The organism is Syntrophobacter fumaroxidans MPOB (assembly GCF_000014965.1).
In the GTDB taxonomy this organism is placed as follows: domain Bacteria; phylum Desulfobacterota; class Syntrophobacteria; order Syntrophobacterales; family Syntrophobacteraceae; genus Syntrophobacter; species Syntrophobacter fumaroxidans.
In genome coordinates, this window is record NC_008554.1 from 2,774,302 (window position 1) to 2,792,966 (window position 18,665).

Annotated in this window: 14 protein-coding genes and 1 pseudogene; 5 read left to right on the top strand and 10 right to left on the bottom strand. The window is 58.6% G+C overall.

The window, feature by feature from the left end; all coding sequences use genetic code 11:
• Positions 1 to 110 precede the first annotated feature (110 nt).
• Positions 111 to 1,226, bottom strand: coding sequence for a glycosyltransferase family protein (locus SFUM_RS11675; RefSeq protein WP_049766359.1), 1,116 nt, complete (start codon positions 1,224 to 1,226; stop codon positions 111 to 113).
• A gap of 267 nt (positions 1,227 to 1,493) precedes the next feature.
• Between SFUM_RS11675 and SFUM_RS11680 the strand changes: the two genes are divergently transcribed.
• On the top strand, positions 1,494 to 2,669 hold the full coding sequence (locus SFUM_RS11680) for a glycosyltransferase family 2 protein (RefSeq protein ID WP_011699106.1): 1,176 nt from the start codon (positions 1,494 to 1,496) through the stop codon (positions 2,667 to 2,669).
• 725 nt (positions 2,670 to 3,394) lie between these two features.
• On the opposite strand, the gene SFUM_RS23335 is transcribed toward SFUM_RS11680, so the two are convergent.
• Positions 3,395 to 3,541 carry a hypothetical protein gene (locus tag SFUM_RS23335; RefSeq protein ID WP_167321342.1) on the bottom strand — a complete coding sequence of 49 codons (147 nt, stop codon included), beginning with the start codon at positions 3,539 to 3,541 and terminating at the stop codon, positions 3,395 to 3,397.
• A 1,427-nt stretch (positions 3,542 to 4,968) separates the two neighbouring features.
• Between SFUM_RS23335 and SFUM_RS22540 the strand changes: the two are divergent.
• A pseudogene (locus tag SFUM_RS22540) lies at positions 4,969 to 5,298 on the top strand (DUF4372 domain-containing protein); the annotation flags it as partial.
• 201 nt (positions 5,299 to 5,499) lie between these two features.
• Positions 5,500 to 6,582, top strand: a complete 1,083-nt coding sequence (locus SFUM_RS11690) for an ATP-binding protein (protein ID WP_011699109.1) — start codon at positions 5,500 to 5,502, stop codon at positions 6,580 to 6,582.
• A gap of 495 nt (positions 6,583 to 7,077) precedes the next feature.
• Here the strand turns inward: SFUM_RS11690 and SFUM_RS11695 are convergent, their stop codons facing one another.
• The 7 genes from SFUM_RS11695 to rfbC form a co-directional block, all read right to left on the bottom strand.
• On the bottom strand, positions 7,078 to 7,419 hold the full coding sequence (locus SFUM_RS11695; RefSeq protein WP_011699110.1) for a hypothetical protein: 342 nt from the start codon (positions 7,417 to 7,419) through the stop codon (positions 7,078 to 7,080).
• Between the two features lie 412 nt (positions 7,420 to 7,831).
• Positions 7,832 to 9,280: a lipopolysaccharide biosynthesis protein gene (locus tag SFUM_RS11700; RefSeq protein ID WP_011699111.1), complete on the bottom strand. Its 1,449-nt coding sequence runs from the start codon at positions 9,278 to 9,280 to the stop codon at positions 7,832 to 7,834.
• Between the two features lie 68 nt (positions 9,281 to 9,348).
• Positions 9,349 to 10,581: a glycosyltransferase gene (locus tag SFUM_RS11705; RefSeq protein ID WP_011699112.1), complete on the bottom strand. Its 1,233-nt coding sequence runs from the start codon at positions 10,579 to 10,581 to the stop codon at positions 9,349 to 9,351.
• 197 nt (positions 10,582 to 10,778) lie between these two features.
• Positions 10,779 to 11,663 (bottom strand): dTDP-4-dehydrorhamnose reductase, encoded by an 885-nt coding sequence (rfbD, locus tag SFUM_RS11710; RefSeq protein ID WP_011699113.1) that lies wholly within the window; start codon positions 11,661 to 11,663, stop codon positions 10,779 to 10,781.
• A 50-nt stretch (positions 11,664 to 11,713) separates the two neighbouring features.
• Positions 11,714 to 12,631 carry a glucose-1-phosphate thymidylyltransferase RfbA gene (gene rfbA, locus SFUM_RS11715; RefSeq protein ID WP_011699114.1) on the bottom strand — a complete coding sequence of 306 codons (918 nt, stop codon included), beginning with the start codon at positions 12,629 to 12,631 and terminating at the stop codon, positions 11,714 to 11,716.
• Between the two features lie 244 nt (positions 12,632 to 12,875).
• A complete protein-coding gene (gene rfbB / locus SFUM_RS11720; protein ID WP_011699115.1) occupies positions 12,876 to 13,943 on the bottom strand; it encodes a dTDP-glucose 4,6-dehydratase in 1,068 nt (355 codons plus the stop codon).
• Between the two features lie 93 nt (positions 13,944 to 14,036).
• Positions 14,037 to 14,588: a dTDP-4-dehydrorhamnose 3,5-epimerase gene (gene rfbC / locus SFUM_RS11725; protein ID WP_041442478.1), complete on the bottom strand. Its 552-nt coding sequence runs from the start codon at positions 14,586 to 14,588 to the stop codon at positions 14,037 to 14,039.
• Between the two features lie 756 nt (positions 14,589 to 15,344).
• On the opposite strand from rfbC, the gene SFUM_RS11730 reads away from it, so the two are divergent.
• Entirely contained in the window at positions 15,345 to 15,908 is a 564-nt protein-coding gene (locus tag SFUM_RS11730; protein ID WP_011699118.1) for a hypothetical protein, read from the top strand.
• A 54-nt stretch (positions 15,909 to 15,962) separates the two neighbouring features.
• Here the strand turns inward: SFUM_RS11730 and SFUM_RS11735 are convergent, their stop codons facing one another.
• Positions 15,963 to 16,598 carry a TVP38/TMEM64 family protein gene (locus tag SFUM_RS11735; protein ID WP_011699119.1) on the bottom strand — a complete coding sequence of 212 codons (636 nt, stop codon included), beginning with the start codon at positions 16,596 to 16,598 and terminating at the stop codon, positions 15,963 to 15,965.
• A gap of 1,044 nt (positions 16,599 to 17,642) precedes the next feature.
• Here SFUM_RS11735 and SFUM_RS11745 point away from each other — a divergent pair.
• Positions 17,643 to 18,584: a universal stress protein gene (locus tag SFUM_RS11745; RefSeq protein WP_011699122.1), complete on the top strand. Its 942-nt coding sequence runs from the start codon at positions 17,643 to 17,645 to the stop codon at positions 18,582 to 18,584.
• Positions 18,585 to 18,665: the final 81 nt, after the last annotated feature.

An 18,665-nucleotide genomic window follows, 5' to 3' on the forward strand; every position in this document is an offset into this window, starting at 1 on the left:
CATCGGTCCATACAAGGGGCGGGATTTATCCCCATAAGCGCTGCGTCTGACCGGCGCATTAGTCCGCACAAGGGGGGGTATGCTGGAAATCACAGCGCCGACGGCTGTCATCAGTCCGTAGGAGCGGGGTTTATCCCCGCCCGCGTCACTTCCCGCCGGGCTGGTGTTGTGTCATCTTGAACGCACCTCTGTATGAAACGCCCCACCAGTTCGAAAATCTCCTGATTTCCGATGAAATTGCCCTCGGTGATTTTCCGCCTGCACTGATCCAGGTTCGCTTCGAACTCGGGGATGATGCCGGGCCCGGGTTTGAGGTGGGAGCAGCACAGGCCGTACCCCAGCTTCTCCACGTAATGCGCGTTGAGCTGCTGTTCGAAGGCGTTCTTGAACGGAATCGAGAGGACGGGTTTGCCATAGTAGAGCGATTCCGAAATCATGGTGTGCCCGCCGCCGCAAATCACGTAAGTGCATCCGGCCAGGTCCGCGAGGAATTCCGCCTCGGAGTTCTTCTTGAACTGCAGGTTGCCGCTGAGGTGGTCGGAGTTGAAACCGTAAACGATCACGTTTCGGTCGATGCTTCGCAGGAACGGGAAGAAGTTTTTGAACGTGGTGGAAAAGCCCTGGTAGACCAGCACGTAGCCGCCGTCGGACGGCATATTGGCGAGGACGCTCTCCCTGAGCAGAGGCGGCGCCAGGACGGCCTTCGGGACGTTTTTCTTCATCGGAGGATGAAAGAATGAAATCACCAGGTACTCCGAAGCCTCGGTGAAGAGGAACCGCGAAGCCCAGTAGTTCAGCAGGTAGTTGCGGTATTGCCACCGCGGGATGCTGTGATCGGTGAAGTTGGTGATATGCTGGTGATCGACGGAAAGACAGGGAATCCCCGTTTTGCGGCAGGCCCGCGGCACCAGGTATTCGTAGTCTGTGAGGGCCACGTCGGGCTTGAAGCGTTCCATCTGGTCCAGAACCGACCGGAACAACTCCTTCTCGTGCAGGAAAAACCCCGCATTCTGGAAGATGACCGGCCCGGTGGCGACTTTGTGGTTCCGAATGGGAGTCACCGGGTTCGGGCAGTCGAACACCGTGTATTCGCGGGAGAGAATTGCCGCTCCATCACTGTGACTGACAAACAGGAATTCGTGCTCCGGAAAGCGCCTGGCGACGGTCAAAGCCCTGATTGCATGCCCATGGCCGGTGCCGTGCACTCCATACAGAATTCTGGCCATTCTTTCATTTCCATTCCGGAGGGGAGGCAACGGAGTCCTCGGGGCATCACCGCCTCGGCGTTGTCATTCGGGTGCGGCACCCCCCTCGCAAACGATCGATACGGATGCAAGCGCTTCGTTTATAAAGGATGAAGCCCGAGCACGCAATTGGAAAAATCTCCCCGGCTTCCGGTCGCTCGAATTATTTGCTTGCGAAAGGCCGCATCCCGTGTCAATTGGAATCACCGGAGCCTCCGGACTCCATTTTCGGGATCGAAGGAACGGACCATGGTCTATTGGATCGCTGCATCGATGGCGGCCGTGCTGGCAACTCTGGGCCTGCTCTTCGTGCCGGACTGCTCCGGCCGCTCCCGCGGGGCGGAGGGCGGACCGGCGCTCCGGCCGACAACCTGGCCCCGGGTGTCCCTGATCGTCCCGGTGGCCGGAATTGCGGACTGCACGGAGACGTCCCTTCGATCGCTGCTCGATCAGGATTACCCGACGTTCGAAATCCTCTGGGTCACGCGCGACGCCGAAGACGACGCGGTTTCCCTGCTGCGCCGGCTGACGCGGGAACGGGAAGAGAGCGCCACGCCCCTGGTTCGCTTCGTTACGAGCGGTCCCGCGTCGCGATGCGGGCAGAAGAACCACAACCTCCTTGCCGGCGTCGCGGCCGCGGCGGCCGACACGGAGGTGTTCGTCTTTGCGGACAGCACTCATGAAGCGCGGCCCGACTGGCTGCGGGCCCTCGTGGCCCCCATCTGCTTCGGCCGGACCGCCGTCACCACGGGCTACCACCACATCCTGCCCGCAAGAGCCACCCTTCCCCTGCTCGGGCGCGCCGTCACCGTCCTGGCCTTGTATCGACTGCAGGAATGCCGGTTCATCACGCAGCCGTGGGGCGGAAACACGGCCATCGCCAGAGCGTTGTTCGAACGCCTGAAAGTGGCGGACACGTGGGCGGGCAACGTGGTGGACGATGTGTCGCTCGCGATGCTGCTCCGGCAGGCGGGCCTGCGGGCGACGCCGGTGCGGGAGGCGTGCCTGACCACTCCCTTGAATGATCAGGACTGTTCGGCATGGACCCGGTGGCTGACCCGCCAGTGGCTGTACCTGAAATTCTGCTTCCCCGGCTCTTGGGCGGCCGCCGGCATGCTCCTCGCAGCCCTGGCAGCGCTCATCGCCCTGGCCGGCCTCCAGGCCCTCCTGCTGCTGACCGGTGCCGACGCCTCACTCCTAAACCTCGCTTCGCTTGCGTTCCTTGCGGGCCTGGCCGGAATCGGGCTCTCCCTCAGGAAGTTCCATCCCCGCCCGGGTCCTGTCCCGTATTGGCCGGCCGCCGTGGCAGCGGCCGTGTTCGTGGCGATATGGAGCCACCTCCGAACCTGGCGCGCGCATGAAATCCGCTGGAAAGGCATCCGCTATCGCGTGGGCGCCAAGGGCAGAGTCATCTCCATACACTGAGGGTCAAACCTACACTTTTCACAAATTTCCGATGGTCGTTCCTCGGGGACGGACCGCCCCCCTGCCATCGCCGCGTCAACGATTGCGTTCCCGCGGGAAGGCGCTCATCCGGAAAGACACTCGGGTCCGCCTGCACATTGAAACGAGATCATCTTCCCTTCCCGAATCATTGGGTCATGGAATCGACACGACGTGAGCACTTTGATATCGGCGAGCCGAACCAGTCTTCCCGCGTCGCCGCGTGAAACGGAACCGGCAAAATGCAGCAAATTCCTTCAAATGTTATTTGAACACGACTTCAGGTTGCTTCGACAATTCTCCTCTTCCCTCTTGATTTGATCCCGGCAGCTTCGTTCCCAACCGGCATCAAATTCGCACTCATCAGCATAGCATTCTTCAGTCCTTCCTCCATGCATATAGCATGAATCTATGCAAACTCGCTTTCTACTGCGCATACAGGTATCGATAGAAGTTATATTATTTATACAATTATGATATTCTACATTGCAATCCAAATGAGCAAAGCCAATTAATGGTAGTAAAATAAATGCAATTCCAGATATTATAACTGATCTGACTTTTGTTATAATCATGCCGAATCTCCATTTTATCATTGTAATAAATTATTATATTTGATTTTATATGTTAACTTTATTGCATACTGTCTCTTATTTATAACAATCCCAATATTCTTTGTGGTTGTTTTATTCCATGCCTGTGATTTTTTAAATAATATACACCAGCCTCTGGATGGTCTTGTCATATAACCTGGCAATCTTCTTGGCCATGTGGCAGGGGATGTGGTCGCAAAGTCGACAGTAAACATGCAGGGAATTGACATTGTGTTGAATGAATTGGCGAACTGTTTTCATGACGTCGCCTCCATCACGGACCGGTATGGGGCCTTCATTTGATCACCCATCTTCTTCCAACTCGGGCCGACTTGAGCCTTTAACCTTTTTGACAATCCAATCCCTGGAAAGTTCCGGAGTTTTTTTCGGCAATCCGGGAGGTTTTTCCTGCACGGGGTCGAATCTACATTCCTCACGAAAGCACGCGGATCGTCCCTGAGGCGGGGCAGGCCGGCAACACTGCCATTCGCGGGGGCGCGCGGGGCGGTCGGCATTCTCACCTGCGCGGCAAGGCACGTGCGCACCCATCCCCGGCGGCGCTTCACGCCATCGGTCACCTGGATGTTGTGACTACATCGCAGGACTTGACACTCAGCAGCTTCAAATCTAATTGATCGCCTCATTCACCGTCCAGAATCCCACCGTCCGCCCCTCGAGCCGGATTTTGACTTTCCCAGTGAAAATCGTGGTGTACACTGAGGGTCAAACCTACACTTTTCACAAATCCGGGACAATCGTCCCATCTGAAGGAACCGGCCCCCTGCTTTCCCCGGAGTGTCGGTCGGATTCTCATAAAGATGCGGTAATCCGGAAAGCCACCCCCAGTATACCCGGTCCCCCGCCCGGGAGATCGCAGCAAACGGAACCACGGCGCGCATCCCCCACCCAGGCTCCGAAATTGAGGCCGGTTGCCGGTACCGGCCTTTTCTTCAGGCACGCCCACAGCGTCGTTCACACGAGATTCCCGTGACGGAAGCACGCACCGCACATTTCGAAACAGGCTGAGCCCCATCCGGAGCTTCGTCGGCCGGCAGGGCGCAGCCTTTCCACACGGTTCCAATCCGCACACATACGGATGAATGGCCCCCATTAACGCGACCCCGCCAGGCAAGTATCAGGAGCCGTTCGGCATGCTTTATTTCAAAATGAAAAGGGTTCCTTACCGCTGTGATGGTACGGTCTTATAGGAACTTGCGTTCAACGGTCATGAACTAAGGAGGCATTCACGTCCTTCTCATGAACAACATTCTGATCCGGCGTGGATAGATCATGTTGAAATGTAGATATCCCGTGATCAGTTACCTATCAAGAACCAGTCGTCGGTCAGCACTCAATTTCGAGGCTGGAGAAGGGTCTCTTGGAGCGCCATAATTTCTCCTCTCGTCTCAATTCTTGCCCGTTTCTCACCTCTCGATGCAAGGCAAGACATTGCCTTACTCTTTTGAAGGGGTTATTGATACGAAGGGTGTCGCACTCGGTGAAACCGCCTTCAAACAGTTCACCTGGTGAATTTGTCTTGGATTACTCTCATTTTACTGACGGCAGCCCGTTACGGTCCGGCAAAATTTTGATCACCCCCTGTAACTCTTGGATTTTTAAAGCTCTTTGACATATTTTTTCGTTTTCGATTTGAATTTCGACCGGTGATGCCCTCCCGGCACCTTGGGATGGCGACCATATATTCCGGCAATGCCGTTTCCCGCCAATTGCTCCAGTTTCTCCCCCGGCATGAGTTCGACTTTTGCGTCCGCCGATGTCGAGGAGAGCACCGGGTAAAAACCTTCACCACCTTCGACCAGTTCCTCTGCCCGGCATATTTCCAGCCGTCGGGACGAGAGAGTCTGCGGGACATTGAAACATGCCCGAATTCCCACCGGGACAAACTCTGCCACATCGGATTTCAAGGGGCGGTTTCCCGGACAACACCTGCCGGCGCGAATGAACGCCCTGATTACCCCATTTTTGAGGACTTCGGCCGCGTCCTGATCGGCGCCGCCACGTCTGATCGGCACATCGGTCCGTAGGGGCTGGGTTTATCCCGCCCGCGTCACCTCCCGCTGAGCGGGTGTTGCATAATCTTGAACGCACCTCGTTATGAGTCCTGGCGCAATGGGACTGTGAATTTACCATCGAGATATTGTGGACGTGTCTCAAGCGACACGACCTGGAGTTCTCTACAGATCAGCGAGTGAGCAAACATGAATGAAAATATTCCAGAAAGTCTTTCACCTGAAGAATGCGCGAGCAAAATCTTCGAGTTGAGTGACGCAAGGTTTGAGCCCGCAATCGCACAGGATTTGTGGGGCAAGATCCTGCAGCATAAGTGGCTCTTGTCAGAAAAAGTGGGTCGAGATGTGGGCTTTCGAACTGCATGCATAGATTTTCTTGAAAACATGGAACAAGCGGTTGTCGAATACACGAACTATAAACGAAAAGACCTTCTCAAGGAAATGGGAGCCCAGACCATCGGTAGAGAGTTATGGGATGTAATTTCCGATTCACAACCCCCCAAACAGTTGGTTCAGCGGAGGATCATCCTCCCGCTTACGGAAGAGGATCTGTCCAGAAAACACGGCGTGAGTCCTCCCAAGACCATCATTTTCTTTGGGCCTCCGGGCACCGGAAAGACTCATTTCGTCAAGGCGATAGCTGGAGTCCTTTCATGGTGGTACATTGAAATTGCACCCAGCATGCTTATGGAGGACGGCACGGAGAAGGTCGGCGCCAACCTGCGGAGAATGATGGAGAAGGCACGACAGCTTGAAGATGCTGTCATTTTCATCGATGAGTTTGAAGAATTGGCAGGGCATCGAGATCGCGCAGATCGCCTCGATAAGTCCATCACTAACGAATTTCTCAAACAGGTTCCGCTGTTCAAGAACGAAGCGAACAAGGTGCTGCTGGTATGCGCCACCAACTTTATTCAACATCTCGATCCGGCGCTGCTTCGTCCGGGCAGATTCGACTGTATCATTCCTGTTGGGGGATTGAATGAAGAGGAGAGAAGAACTATTTTAGAATACTACGTATCACGGCTAAATAGAGGAGAGATCGACCTGGATCTGATTGTGAAAGAGACGTCCAGGTTTACACCGGCTGATATTCAGTACCTTTTTGAACAGGGTGCTCAATTCGCATTTGAACAGGAAATTGCCAGGAAAGAAGATTACAAAGTAACCACAGAGACCATTTTGCACATGATGTCAAGAATGCATCCATCTCTGACGGATGAAATCATTAGCGAATTCGAGAGAGATAGTATTACCTACGCACGAGTTTAGGGTCAATTGCTGTTGCCTTTAAATATCTTTCCCTTTTAAGGCAGCCATTGTCTCTTTCTTTCGATCGAGGCAAATGTGAACATCATAACGAATGCCTGATTTCGGTTCGTTTTTTCATTATGGTGCTGTCCAATGAAGCTTAGGATCCGGGCTCTATCAGGAGTTTCGGAGCAACGCTCCGCCGTAAGGCTTTTACGGTGTATTTTCGCCATGTTAGGTCGTTCGATATCGTAGTGTCCTCAGGAAACCGTTTCTCTCGGCAATCCTGGAGGTTTTTCCGTAATGGGTCGCCTGCACTATTCCAAGAACGCGAGGGCCGTCCCATGGGTTGGGATGGAGTCCGGCGATACTGCAATTCGCCGGTGGCCCCGGAACCTCGGCATTCTCACCTGCGCGGCAAGGCACGTGCGCACCCATCCCCGGCGGCGCTTCACGCCATCGGTCACCTGGATGTTGTGACTACATCGCAGGACTTGACACTCAGCAGCTTCAAATCTAATTGATCGCCTCATTCACCGTCCAGAATCCCACCGTCCGCCCCTCGAGCCGGATTTTGACTTTCCCAGTGAAAATCGTGTAGTCCTCAAGATAGGCCTTCTGCCCGCCCCTCGAGATGGTGCACTCTTCCGACGTCAACAGCGCGGCCATCGACCTGTCGTCTTTGCGCTCCTGGGACGTGAGGAACCGGTCCAAGGCGCTCTCCGACACACAAACCGGGTATCCCTCATTCATTGTGAGGATGGACTGTGCCCGGGCCGTGACAGAGAACAGGAGAACCAGGAAGACGGCGGCAAAGATTTTCATTCCGGATACTGTGCCTCTCGCCTGTCTTTCCATGTGGAATCTTCTCCTTACAGCGATGCTTCCACAACAGTTCCTACAGCAATGGCCTAGGCCGTCCGCGGTCACGGACGCAGAGACGCCGCCGGTCGACAACCCTGTGCACCCCGCATGCGCGCAATCACAATCCGGCCAGTCTCATCTCATGTCAATTCGCGGTAAGATTACGCAACACCAGTTCCCCAGGCTGTGCGGCGGGCGTGTCATGCATGTCCCTACGCCGGAGAGATCTTCAGGAGGGGTGCGGCTGTCGGACCACAAGGGAAAGGGCTTTATGCCCTCCAGTCAATATCACCCTCTCGAACGCAATTGCCCATGGCGCCTGCGTCACCCGCGAAGTTCGAAAACAGACTCACCCGGGAATCTATCTTCCAGGCAAGTTCGTTTCAGCCGATCGCGCGCCGCGGAGCTAGGCCGCTTCGGACGCCGGCCGGGGCCGCCCCGAAAACTCCTTCCACCAGCGGTAGCCGAGCACCAGCGTCGGAACGACGGCCAAGGCTTCGGCCAGTTCCCGGAACACAAATTTCCCGGCAAGCCAGTACGCGGCGGCCCCCAGGACCAGCGCCGCGCCCAGGTGCAGCATGGACCGCCGCTGCAGGATTCGCAGGCTGACCTGGCATGTGTACACGGTCATTACGGCCACGACGCCTTTGGTCAGAACGATGGCCAGCACCGTCCCCATCAGGGGCGATCCCGGGATGAGCGTGAGGCACAGCATCAGGTTGAAAACGAGCCCGGCTACGTAGAATCCCAGCAAAAGCCGTTCCCGCCCGGAGGTCAGCATGAGGTAGGCGGCAAGATTGTGAATGAACGATATCCCGATGGTCGGCACCAAAATCTTCTGCATCCAGACGGCATCCGAGTAGCCCGATCCGTACAACAATGGGATGATCCGGTCGCTCTCCACGTAGAGCACGAACATGAGCGGCATGGCGACGGCAAGCAGCCACCGGGCGGCGTTTTCGGCCACGGCGGAGAGCTCCGTCCGGTCCGACTGCCAGAGGTTGACGAAAAGAGGGTAGAGGATGTTGCGCAGGAGCACGTTGGAGGTGATGGACGACATGCCGTCGACGAGTTGCCAGGTCACGCCGTACTGAGCGACGGCCTCCGCCCCCGCATGGCTCTGGAGGAAGAAAAGGTTGGCCTTGCCGTAGAGGATCGTGGCGACCGCCATCAGGGTAAAAACCAAGCTGCCCCTGCCGGTGGCGTAAATGCTGCACAAATCCGGCACGGCAAATCGGAGGCGGGATTGCCTGAGCACGATCAGCATCGATCCGGCCATGTTGACCAGGGTTTCGATCAGTTTGAAGAAGGCCACGATCAACGGCAGGGCCCCGAGATAAAGAGCCCCAATCCCGTATCCGAAGCCCGCCGTGGCGCCCAGCGACTTCAATTTGCCTTCGAGATCCTGCCTGCCCTGCATCTGGCAGGCCACAAAAAAGGAACTGGCAACGGCTTCGAGTCCAACTCCCGTGCCGATCACAAGGACCAGTATCCTCAGGGACGGCGCGTAGCCCTGCCAGTGGACGAACAGGAGCATCCCAATCATCCCCGCGAACAGGAGAATCACCTTCAGCATGGTGAACTGCATCAGGACTTCGCCCTGGCGGTTCTTCTTTTGCGCCAGCTGCGGGACCAGGTGCTGGTCCAGCCCGAATTCCACGACGAACAGGAGCACCTGTCCGACGTTCAGGGCGAGCATGAACTCGCCGTACGTCGTGGAGCTCATTCGCGCCAGAACGATCAGAAAGACGCCCTGCAGCGCCTCGCGGACCCACCTGGCGCTGAGCAGGTAGGCGAGCTTGCTGATGATGCGGTGGGAGGAACGCTTATGTATTGTGGGAGGGGAATCCGTCATGGACGGCGCCTATTCGACATTGACCAAACCGACGGCACCGACGGGCAAATGTATCGGAAGATGTTTTCTCATTCGATTCCTGCCGGCGTCGTTTCCAGAAAACAGCGCAGAAGGGCGCGGGAGCTTCTCTCCGGATCGAACTCCTCCCGCACGAGCAAACGACCCTTGCGGGCCATGCGCAAACCGCCCTCCGGGTCGCTGATCACCCGGGCCACCGCGCGAGCCAGGGCGACGGGATCCTTTTGCGGCACCAGAAACCCGGTTTCCCCGTCGCGAATGACCTCGCCGATCCCGCAAACATCCGTCGCCACCACGGGAAGCTCATGCAGCAGCGCTTCCATGATGACCGTGGGCAAACCGTCCCGATCCCCGCTCGCATCGATCACGCTCGGCATGACGAACACATCCCCGGAAGAAAGGAAGCCCGATACTCCGTCATGGGTCAAAAAACCCGGGAAGCGCACCCTGGCTTCCAGTTTGAGCTCTCGAACGAGCCGCTCCAGTTTTGGCCTGCATGCCCCGGAGCCCCCCAGGACCAGTTCGAAATCCACCCCGCTTTCCTCCAGGAGCTTACAGGAACGGATCAGGATGTCAAAGCCCTTTTTCGGCACGAAACGGCCCAGGCCCAGTATCCTGAAGGGCCTGCCCGAACCCCTGGGCACCCGATCGCCCGGTTCCAGGCCGAACCCCATGTGCACCACGTGGATTTTCGCTTCATGACCCGGGGCGAACCGGAGGACATGTTCGACGTTGACCCGGTTTGCCGTCCGAACGAAGGCCGCATCCCGGACCTTCTCCCCCAGGGCGCCGTCGGGAGGATAAATATCGGTGGCATGAACGGAAAAGCTGAACGGAATGCCGGTGAGCCGCGACGCGACCCAGGCCGCGGTGGCCGGACCTCCGCCCCAGGACGCATGGATGTGCCGGATCCCCTCCTCCTCGAAGCGCCGGGCCAGTCGGAATCCGCACAGAAAGGCCCACAGGTTCTCGCCCGCCATCTCCAAATCGCACCAGCGCCTGAACGGCACCGTTCGAAAGAGGAGCCTCACCGATGCGGGCGCCCGTTTCCACCAGTAGACCAGATACCGGTGGATTTCCTTGAGATATGGAATCCCCAGCCGCTCCACCCGGCCGGAGACCGCCCGCATCTCGGGAGACAGGTTTGCCGGCCGCTCCCCGTAGAGGGTGAACACCCTGACCGGAACCCCCAACGCCCGCAAATGGACGACATCGTGAAAGACGAACGTCTCGGAAGCCAGGGGAAACCACAATCCAACGAACGCGATGCGCGGATAATCCAAGATCGCTCCACCTACCCCAGGAAGGCCGACGCCATACAGCGCTCCCGACGGCGGCATTGGACGGGGCGTGCGACGCAGAACCCCGCCGGTCCGGCTCTCGCCGGCGACGAGACACTCCGCCTCTCCGCCCCGGCTTCTCGTGGGCCTGCGCTCACCCGCCGGCGACAACCGGCCCCTCCGAAGGGACCCCCTTGGGCTCACGCGCTCAAGGCCCCGATCACCACGGCCAGCCCCTCCCGCCAGGACACGGGTTCTATGCCGAATTCCGACGCCATCTTGCCGCAGTCGAGCACCGACCAGGCCGGGCGGCGGGCCGGAAGCGGATAGTCCGCGGTGGCGATGGGAACGACCGCCGGCATCTTTCCGCCTCTGGCGAAGGCCGAGGCCTCGACGATGGCCCGCGCGAACTCGTACCACGAAACGGCGCCCTTGCCGCAGTAATGATAGGTTCCCCAGGGAACGGTACGGGCACCGTCCAGGACTCGTTTGCTCAAACCGGTCAAAGCCGACGCCAGGTCTCCCGTCCAGGTGGGACATCCGTACTGGTCGGAAACGATGCGCAGCTCCGCCCGTTCCGCGGCAAGCCTGAGGATCGTCTTCACGAAGCTGTTGCCGTTCGCCCCGAACAACCAGGCCGTGCGGACGATGAGATGGTTTTGCAGCCGGGACCGGACCGCCGCCTCCCCCTCCCATTTGCTCCGCCCGTACACGCTCACGGGATTGACCGGATCATCCTCCTTGTATGGCGCCGACGCACGGCCGTCGAAGACGTAATCGGTGGAAATGTGAATGAGCGGGCTATTGAGCCGCCCGCAGGCGGCGGCGATGTGAGCCGGCCCGTCGCGGTTGACGGCGAACGCGGCTCCGGGTTCGCCCTCGGCCCGGTCCACCGCCGTGTAGGCGGCGCAGTTGATGACCAGGCGGGGCCGGATGGTCTCCAGGCAGCGGAGAACCTCCTCCGGCACGGCGATGTCCAATTCGTCCCGGTCCACCCCTTCCACCGCGAAGCCCTGCGACCGGAGTCTCTCCGTGAGGTCGGTGCCGAGCATGCCCCTATGGCCGATGATCAGGATTTTCGTCATGGTTCGGATGATCTGAGGGTCGTTGATCGTTGAAGGAATCGGAGAGAACGTCAGCGCTCCTCCAGAAGCCTCAGGAGGTACTCCCCGTAGCCGTTCTTCCGCAAAGGCTCCGCGATTTTCCTGACTTGCTCCGCATCGATGTACCCCATTCGGAAGGCCACCTCTTCAACGCAGGACACTTTGAGTCCCTGGCGTTTCTCGATGGTCTCGATGAAGTTGCTCGCTTCGATCAGCGATTCGTGCGTTCCCGTATCCAGCCAGGCGAAACCTCTTCCCAGCACTTCGACCTTGAGCTCTCCCCGCCGCAGGTATTCCCGGTTCACGTCGGTGATTTCGAGCTCCCCGCGGGCGGAGGGTTTGAGCCGGGATGCGATTTCGATCACACCATTGTCATAGAAGTAGAGGCCCGGAACGGCGTACTTCGACTTGGGCCGGGCCGGTTTCTCCTCGATGCTGAGCGCCATTCCGCAGTCGTCGAATTCCACCACCCCGTAGCGCTCGGGGTCGCGAACCGAATACCCGAAGATGATCGCCCCCTTTTCCAGCTCCAGGGAACGTCTCAGGATGCCGCGAAACCCGTGCCCGTAGAAGATGTTGTCCCCGAGAATCAGGCAGACGGGATCGGACCCGATGAAGTCCCGCCCGATAATGAAGGCCTGAGCGAGTCCTTCCGGCCGGGGTTGTTCGGCGTAGTGCAGCCGGATTCCCCATTGACTGCCGTCGCCGAGCAGCAGTTCGAACCTCGGCAGATCCTCGGGCGTGGAAATAACGAGAATATTGCGGATTCCGGCGAGCATGAGAACCGAAAGCGGGTAATAGACCATGGGTTTGTCATAGACCGGCAGGAGTTGCTTGCTGACCGCTTTGGTCAGCGGGTAGAGGCGGGTCCCCGAGCCTCCCGCCAGGATAATGCCTTTCCATCGGGACGGCGGCGTACCGCCGTCGTGGGCCGTCGAAATTCGATCCATATTCGCGCTCCCGCCCGTTGAGTTTGCTCCGCTGCCTTCCGCCGTTCCGTATGCCGCCGCGCATCCGCCGGAGCGAATGCGCCCGGCCGCAGCCCGCTCGAAGCCCCGCTGCGTCCCGCGCCTCCCGGAATCGCCCGTCCGGGCACCCCCGATAACCCGGGCCGCCGGATTTCCGTTCAGGCACCACTATATCGATTCCGAATCGCGAGGACCAACGGAATTGTTCGGCCGGTGAACACAACGATCATTCCGGACCGTAGTGCGACCGGATCCAGTCCCGGTATTCCCCCGACCTGACGGAATCGATCCACGACGGATTGTCGAGGTACCAGCGCACGGTCTTCCTCAAACCCGACTCGAACGATTCCATCGGGCCCCAGCCCAGTTCCCGCTCGATCTTCGAAGAATCGACGGCATATCTACGGTCATGCCCCGGCCGGTCCCCGACAAACCTGATCTGCGACGCGTGAGGGACAAACGGTGAATCCCCCCGGACTTCATCGAGGATATCACACACCGCCCGCACGACTTCCAGATTCGTCTTCTGACACCCCCCTCCGATGTTGTAGGTTTCACCCACGCGACCGTTGTTCAGAACCATTTCCACGGCGGCGCAGTGATCGTCCACGAATATCCAGTCCCTCACGTTCAAGCCGTCTCCGTAAACGGGCAGCGGCTTGCCTTCGAGACCATTGAGGATCATCAAGGGGATCAATTTCTCCGGGAACTGCCTCGGTCCGTAATTGTTGGAACAGTTGGTGGTGAGGACCGGCAAACCGTAGGTATGATGATATGCCCTCACCAGGTGATCGCCTGCCGCCTTGGACGCCGAATACGGACTGTTCGGGGCGTAAGGGGTGGCCTCGTGGAAGGGCGGCTCATCAGGACCCAGCGACCCGTACACTTCATCCGTTGAGACGTGGAGAAAGCGGAAGGACTCGCTCATTTCGCCGTGCAGCTGCTCCCAGTAGCGCCGGACCTCCTCCAGGAGCCGGAAGACCCCGATCACGTTGGTCTGCATGAAAGCCGCCGGACCGGCAATGGAACGGTCAACGTGGGATTCGGCGGCGAAATTGAGCACCGCGGCCGGCCGGTATTCGTTCAAGACGGCGCGCACCAGGTCGGCGTCGCCGATATCCCCGCGAATGAACACATAACGGGGATGCTTTTCGACGGCGGCAAGATTCGCGGGATTCCCGGCGTAGGTCAGCAGATCCAGGTTGACGACACGCACGTCGCTCAAATCGAGTTGCCGGAGGACATAGCCGCTTCCGATGAACCCGGCGCCTCCTGTTACCAGTATGGTCTCCATGCGCAGATCATTCCTCCGCTCTCGGTTCGTGCGCCCCCTTCGGAATTGCCGGAGATTCGTCGGCATCCCCCCGACGTTTTCCCGGGGACAACGTCAGAAGAGATCTTCATATCGATCGGCTTTGGACAGAGGCAACCCTTCGGAATCCTTCGAGGAGAGCGTGGGGGGACACTCAAGGGGCCAATCGATCCCAATGTCGGGGTCATTCCAGATGATGCAGCGCTCGCACTCCGGTGCATAAAAGTCCGTCGTCTTGTAAAGCACTTCGGCCCAATCGGAAACCGTCAGAAATCCGTGCGCGAAACCCGGCGGTATGTAGATCTGCTTCCGTTCGGCCGCACTGAGTATCATGCCGAACCAGCGACCGAACGCCGGCGATTTCGTCCTGAGGTCCACCGCGACATCGAACACTTCGCCGGCGACGACCCGGATGAGCTTCCCCTGCGCGTGTCCCACCTGGTAATGCAGCCCCCGCAAAACACCCTTCCGGGAACCGGAGTGGTTGTCCTGGACAAACGGCAGGACAATGCCCCATTGCCTGAGCGTATTCTGATTGTAACTCTCGAAGAAGAATCCCCTCGAATCCCCGAATACTCTGGGCTCCAAAACAAGCAGTCCGGGCAGGTCGCCATGTACGATACGCATCATTCACATCCGTCGGTCGAAATCCACTCTCCATTCCATCGGAAGATGTCTTTTCGAACTTGAAATATCGCACCCCGCCGGAATTGCTGTCAAGCTCCGTATGCCCATTCACGGCAGCAGGCTTCCTCCTGTGGGACAAGGGAGCGCCGAGTAGGCCTCGGGGCCGGCCGGTCCATTTGTTCGGCTCCCGCGAAAGCGGCCTTCCCGTGCCAGAAATCCGCCGTCGCGCGCGAGCCGCCAGGAACCGGGAGCTTACCCGCAAGCATCGCGGTGTCGCATGCCAGGCCCTAAACCACACTGCCGAACCAAAATGAAGAACAACTTCATCAAAGACGTTCCCGCTCAAGGCGGGAATCCGGAAAAAGCCGCCGGGCTCCGGCTCGCGCCGGACTGAGGGATATATTTTTCCATAACCCTGAGAAAAGAATAAATTGAACTTTTTCTCGCCATTCATAATAATTTTTATTAAATTCCTCATTCATTACATTCGTTCGCTGCCGCTTCCTCCCGCCGTGCATCCGGCTCAAGCGGCATCGACGAGCGCCCCCGCGCCGGCTGCCGACAGCGCAGATGCCCGGGACGGAGGGACCACGGCTCTTCAGCTCTTGCCCTTTGGCCTGAAAGCTCTCTCGAGAGACATGAGACAACCCGGACATCCCGGAGGGGGGCTCGCCTCGTCATCTCGTCTTTCGGGGGCAGGGTGGCGGGGATGACGGCCACCGGACACGGAAGCTTCCAGGATGATCGGAGTGATTCATGAAATACGCATTGACCGTTATAATTTTCGCCCTTGCCGGCGCAGTCGGCTATTGGTTGTTCACCCACGACAATCCCCTCGACAGGTTCTACGCCTCACCGCAAATCACCAGGCAAATCGAAGAGGCCAACCAGAAGATCGCGGCCCTGTCCAGTCGGATCGATGCACTCTCGCTGGATCACGAAAGGGAATTGGGCAAGCTGCACGGCAGACTCGTCGAGCTGGAACCCTTGCTCCACGCTTCCGAAACCGAAAGCCAGGACGAGGCCAGGTCGCTGAGCCAGGAGGTACTCGAATTGCGGACTCAGCTGGACAGTGCAAGATTTCGCCTGGCCCAGCTCGAGGAATTGATCGAGAGTTACCATGCCGCCACTCTTGTGGTGCAGGAGAAGCTTGCCGAAACCCAGAATCAGCTCGAAACGTTCAAGGAGGAATTCCCGAAGGTCAAGCCTCGCAAGGAGGCGGCAGGAGAAAATCCGACGCCCGGATCCGGCGAAACGAGGGCCTCTGCCCGGCCACATTCCCCCGCCCCCGATGCGCGGCGGCAGGACGCCCAGGAGTGACCGTTCGCCGTCGAGGCCATTGCACCCGATCCCGCTGACGGGGTCCGCAGGACATCATGTGGGGGTGTCTGAAACATCCTGTTTCTTCTTCCGCCGACGGCTTTTTGCATGCCAGTAACGAAAGCGCCTTTCCAGCTTGTCTTTGAAGAGCATCACCAGCAACGCGAAAATCACGGCAATGCCGACCAGGATGAAGAAGCTGCCCCATTGGTCGCGCCGCACATAGTTGCCGGCCAGGGTCAGCAGGAGGGTCCCCAGGAAACGGCCCGTCCCGCCTATGATGAGAAATTCCAGCGTCGTCAGGTGACCCAGCCCGAGGATGTAGCACAGGTAGTCCTTGGGAACCCCCGGGATCAGGAACAGAACGAAAACGAGAAAAGCCCCCTTGTGATGCAGAATGTAGTCGAACCGCTCCAGGGTCGCCTTGTCGACAAACCGCTCCACGAAGGGCCTGCCAAAGTACCGCGACAACGCAAAGGCCAGGTATGACCCGACGGTCAGCCCGATCGTGGAAAGGATGACCCCCATCATCGGTCCATACAGGAACCCGCCCAGAAGACCGGTCACCTCCCCCGGAATCGGTGCCATGACCACCTGGAGCGCCTGAAGCACGACGAATCCGGCAAATGACCAGGGACCGAGCGTGTCCAGGAAGTGCAACAGTTTTTTCTTGCTGATAAAGACGGCCATGAGACCGGAAGTGTACAGCCACAGCGACAGACCACCGAGAATGATGATGAGGATCAGGAGCTTGGCCCATACATAGTTTTTCTTTTCCGCGTCGATTTTCTAATACCTCCCGGCCCCGTCCGGCTCCCAATCGCAGGGAGTATCGGAATCCTTCCACACAAGACAAACCCCGTCGGGCACACTTTGCGGCATCGATCCGGCGCTCGAGGGGTTCCTCCCCCCCGAGGACGCATCAGATTCCGTCTTCGGCCGCTCGAACGGACCCCCGTTCCCACCCCCGGCAAGCCTTGAAACCGTCGTGTGAGCCGGATGCGCGATACAGTCTCGACAACCGGGCCATCGGCCCGGTACAGGGCTGGATTCATCCCCATCCGCCTCTTAACAACGAGACCATGGGCGACCGGAAGAATCATCACCCCCTCACGAGCCTCGAATCGCCGTCGGCTTCTCGACCGCGTTCGCGCGGGGGGCGCCGCCTCAGGTTTCATCAGTTTTCGAAGCCCAGCAATTATATAAATCTCAAAATCCGAATATGGAAGTCCTTATGAGGACCATTCTCAACCTTTTGAGTTCTTGGGGGAAGGGGTTCCCGCAAGGAAACCGGGATGGCGATTCTCAGGGAGACGGCATGCCTTTGCGGGGCCGTTTCGACGGGGCGCGGAGGTGGGACAGAACCGGCCGATCGGTCGCGGCATTCCTGATGCATAGCGGCCGCGCCGGGACGCGGCCGTTGCGCGGGAACCGCGTTCCTGCCCTGGCCTTGACTGCGGGCGGCATGTTGCTGCAGGCAAGAGAATAGGGCCGACTTCCGGGTTATGTTGCGCTGATGCAGGCCGGCGGATCGCGTCAGCCCACCCGGCCGGGCCAGGTGACAAAGCTCCTCGAACTTTGCCCGGCCCTTTTCTTGACAACAAGGTCCGGATCATGTGAACATGTCGATCAGTCCGTTGGCTTGCATGGCTCATCCCTGCGATTACGGGTTCCGGATTGCGCTCCGCATCGACTTCCAACCCGCTAGTGTGTTTCCGGTAAGGAGAAAATGCAATGTGTGACTTTTTCAACCTGCTCTACGCCAGCACCGGCATCGGAGAAGAAATCGAAGGGCTCAAACAAGCGTTCGGTCTGGCTCGTGAGAGTCGGGCGAAAATGACGGTCGTCCTGGTCTACCCCGAATTGCCGAAGAGTATGGAGGCCTACAGGGAAACCTTCGAGGCGTCGCTCTTGAGCCAGGCTGAAACGGCTCTACAGGCAACCCGGGCCGCCCTCGATATGAAAGAGTCCGAGGTGCCGGTCAAAATGGACGTCGAAAGCGGAGACCTTCCGACGGCGATCACTATTATCCGGCGTGTTCTCCGTGACGGGCACGATCTTGTTATCAAGGAGGCCGAGCCAAAAGAAGGAAGCACAGGATTCGGCCCGACGGATATGACGCTGCTCCGCAAATGCCCATGTCCGGTCTGGCTGGCGCGGCCGATTGGGCGTTCCCGTCAGGAGGTGCATGTTGCCGTTGCGATCAGCCCGGAGAGCCGGGACCAGGCGGAATACGAGCTGTCGTTGAGGCTGCTCCGGCTTTCCCGCTCCCTGGCCGACAGCTGCAGCGGAGCACTGGACATCGTTTGTTGCTCGGATGACCAGTTCGAGGAATACCTGCGTCGGAATACACGGGTGGCTGTCCCAGAGGAAACCATCTTCGGAGCCATGCAACGAGTGCAAAACCAACATCATGCTCTTCTCGGCCGCCTCATACAGGACTCCGGCATCGCCGGCACTTATCATCTCAACTACCTTCGGGGTCAAGTCGGCAAAGTCATCCCCAACTTCGTCGAGACGCGTGCCGTTGACATTCTCGTAATGGGGACGGTCGCAAGATCCGGCATTCTGGGCTTTCTCATCGGCAATACCGCCGAAAGCATCATGACGGAACTCCGTTGTTCGCTGCTGGCCCTCAAACCCAGCAGCTTTGTTTCACCTGTGAAGGCGGATTGAACCGGCCGCGGCGGTTTCGCCGCGGGGAGCAGTAACGCCGTTTTGCATGGTTTAGCACGGAAATTCCGTTCCTCACGGTTC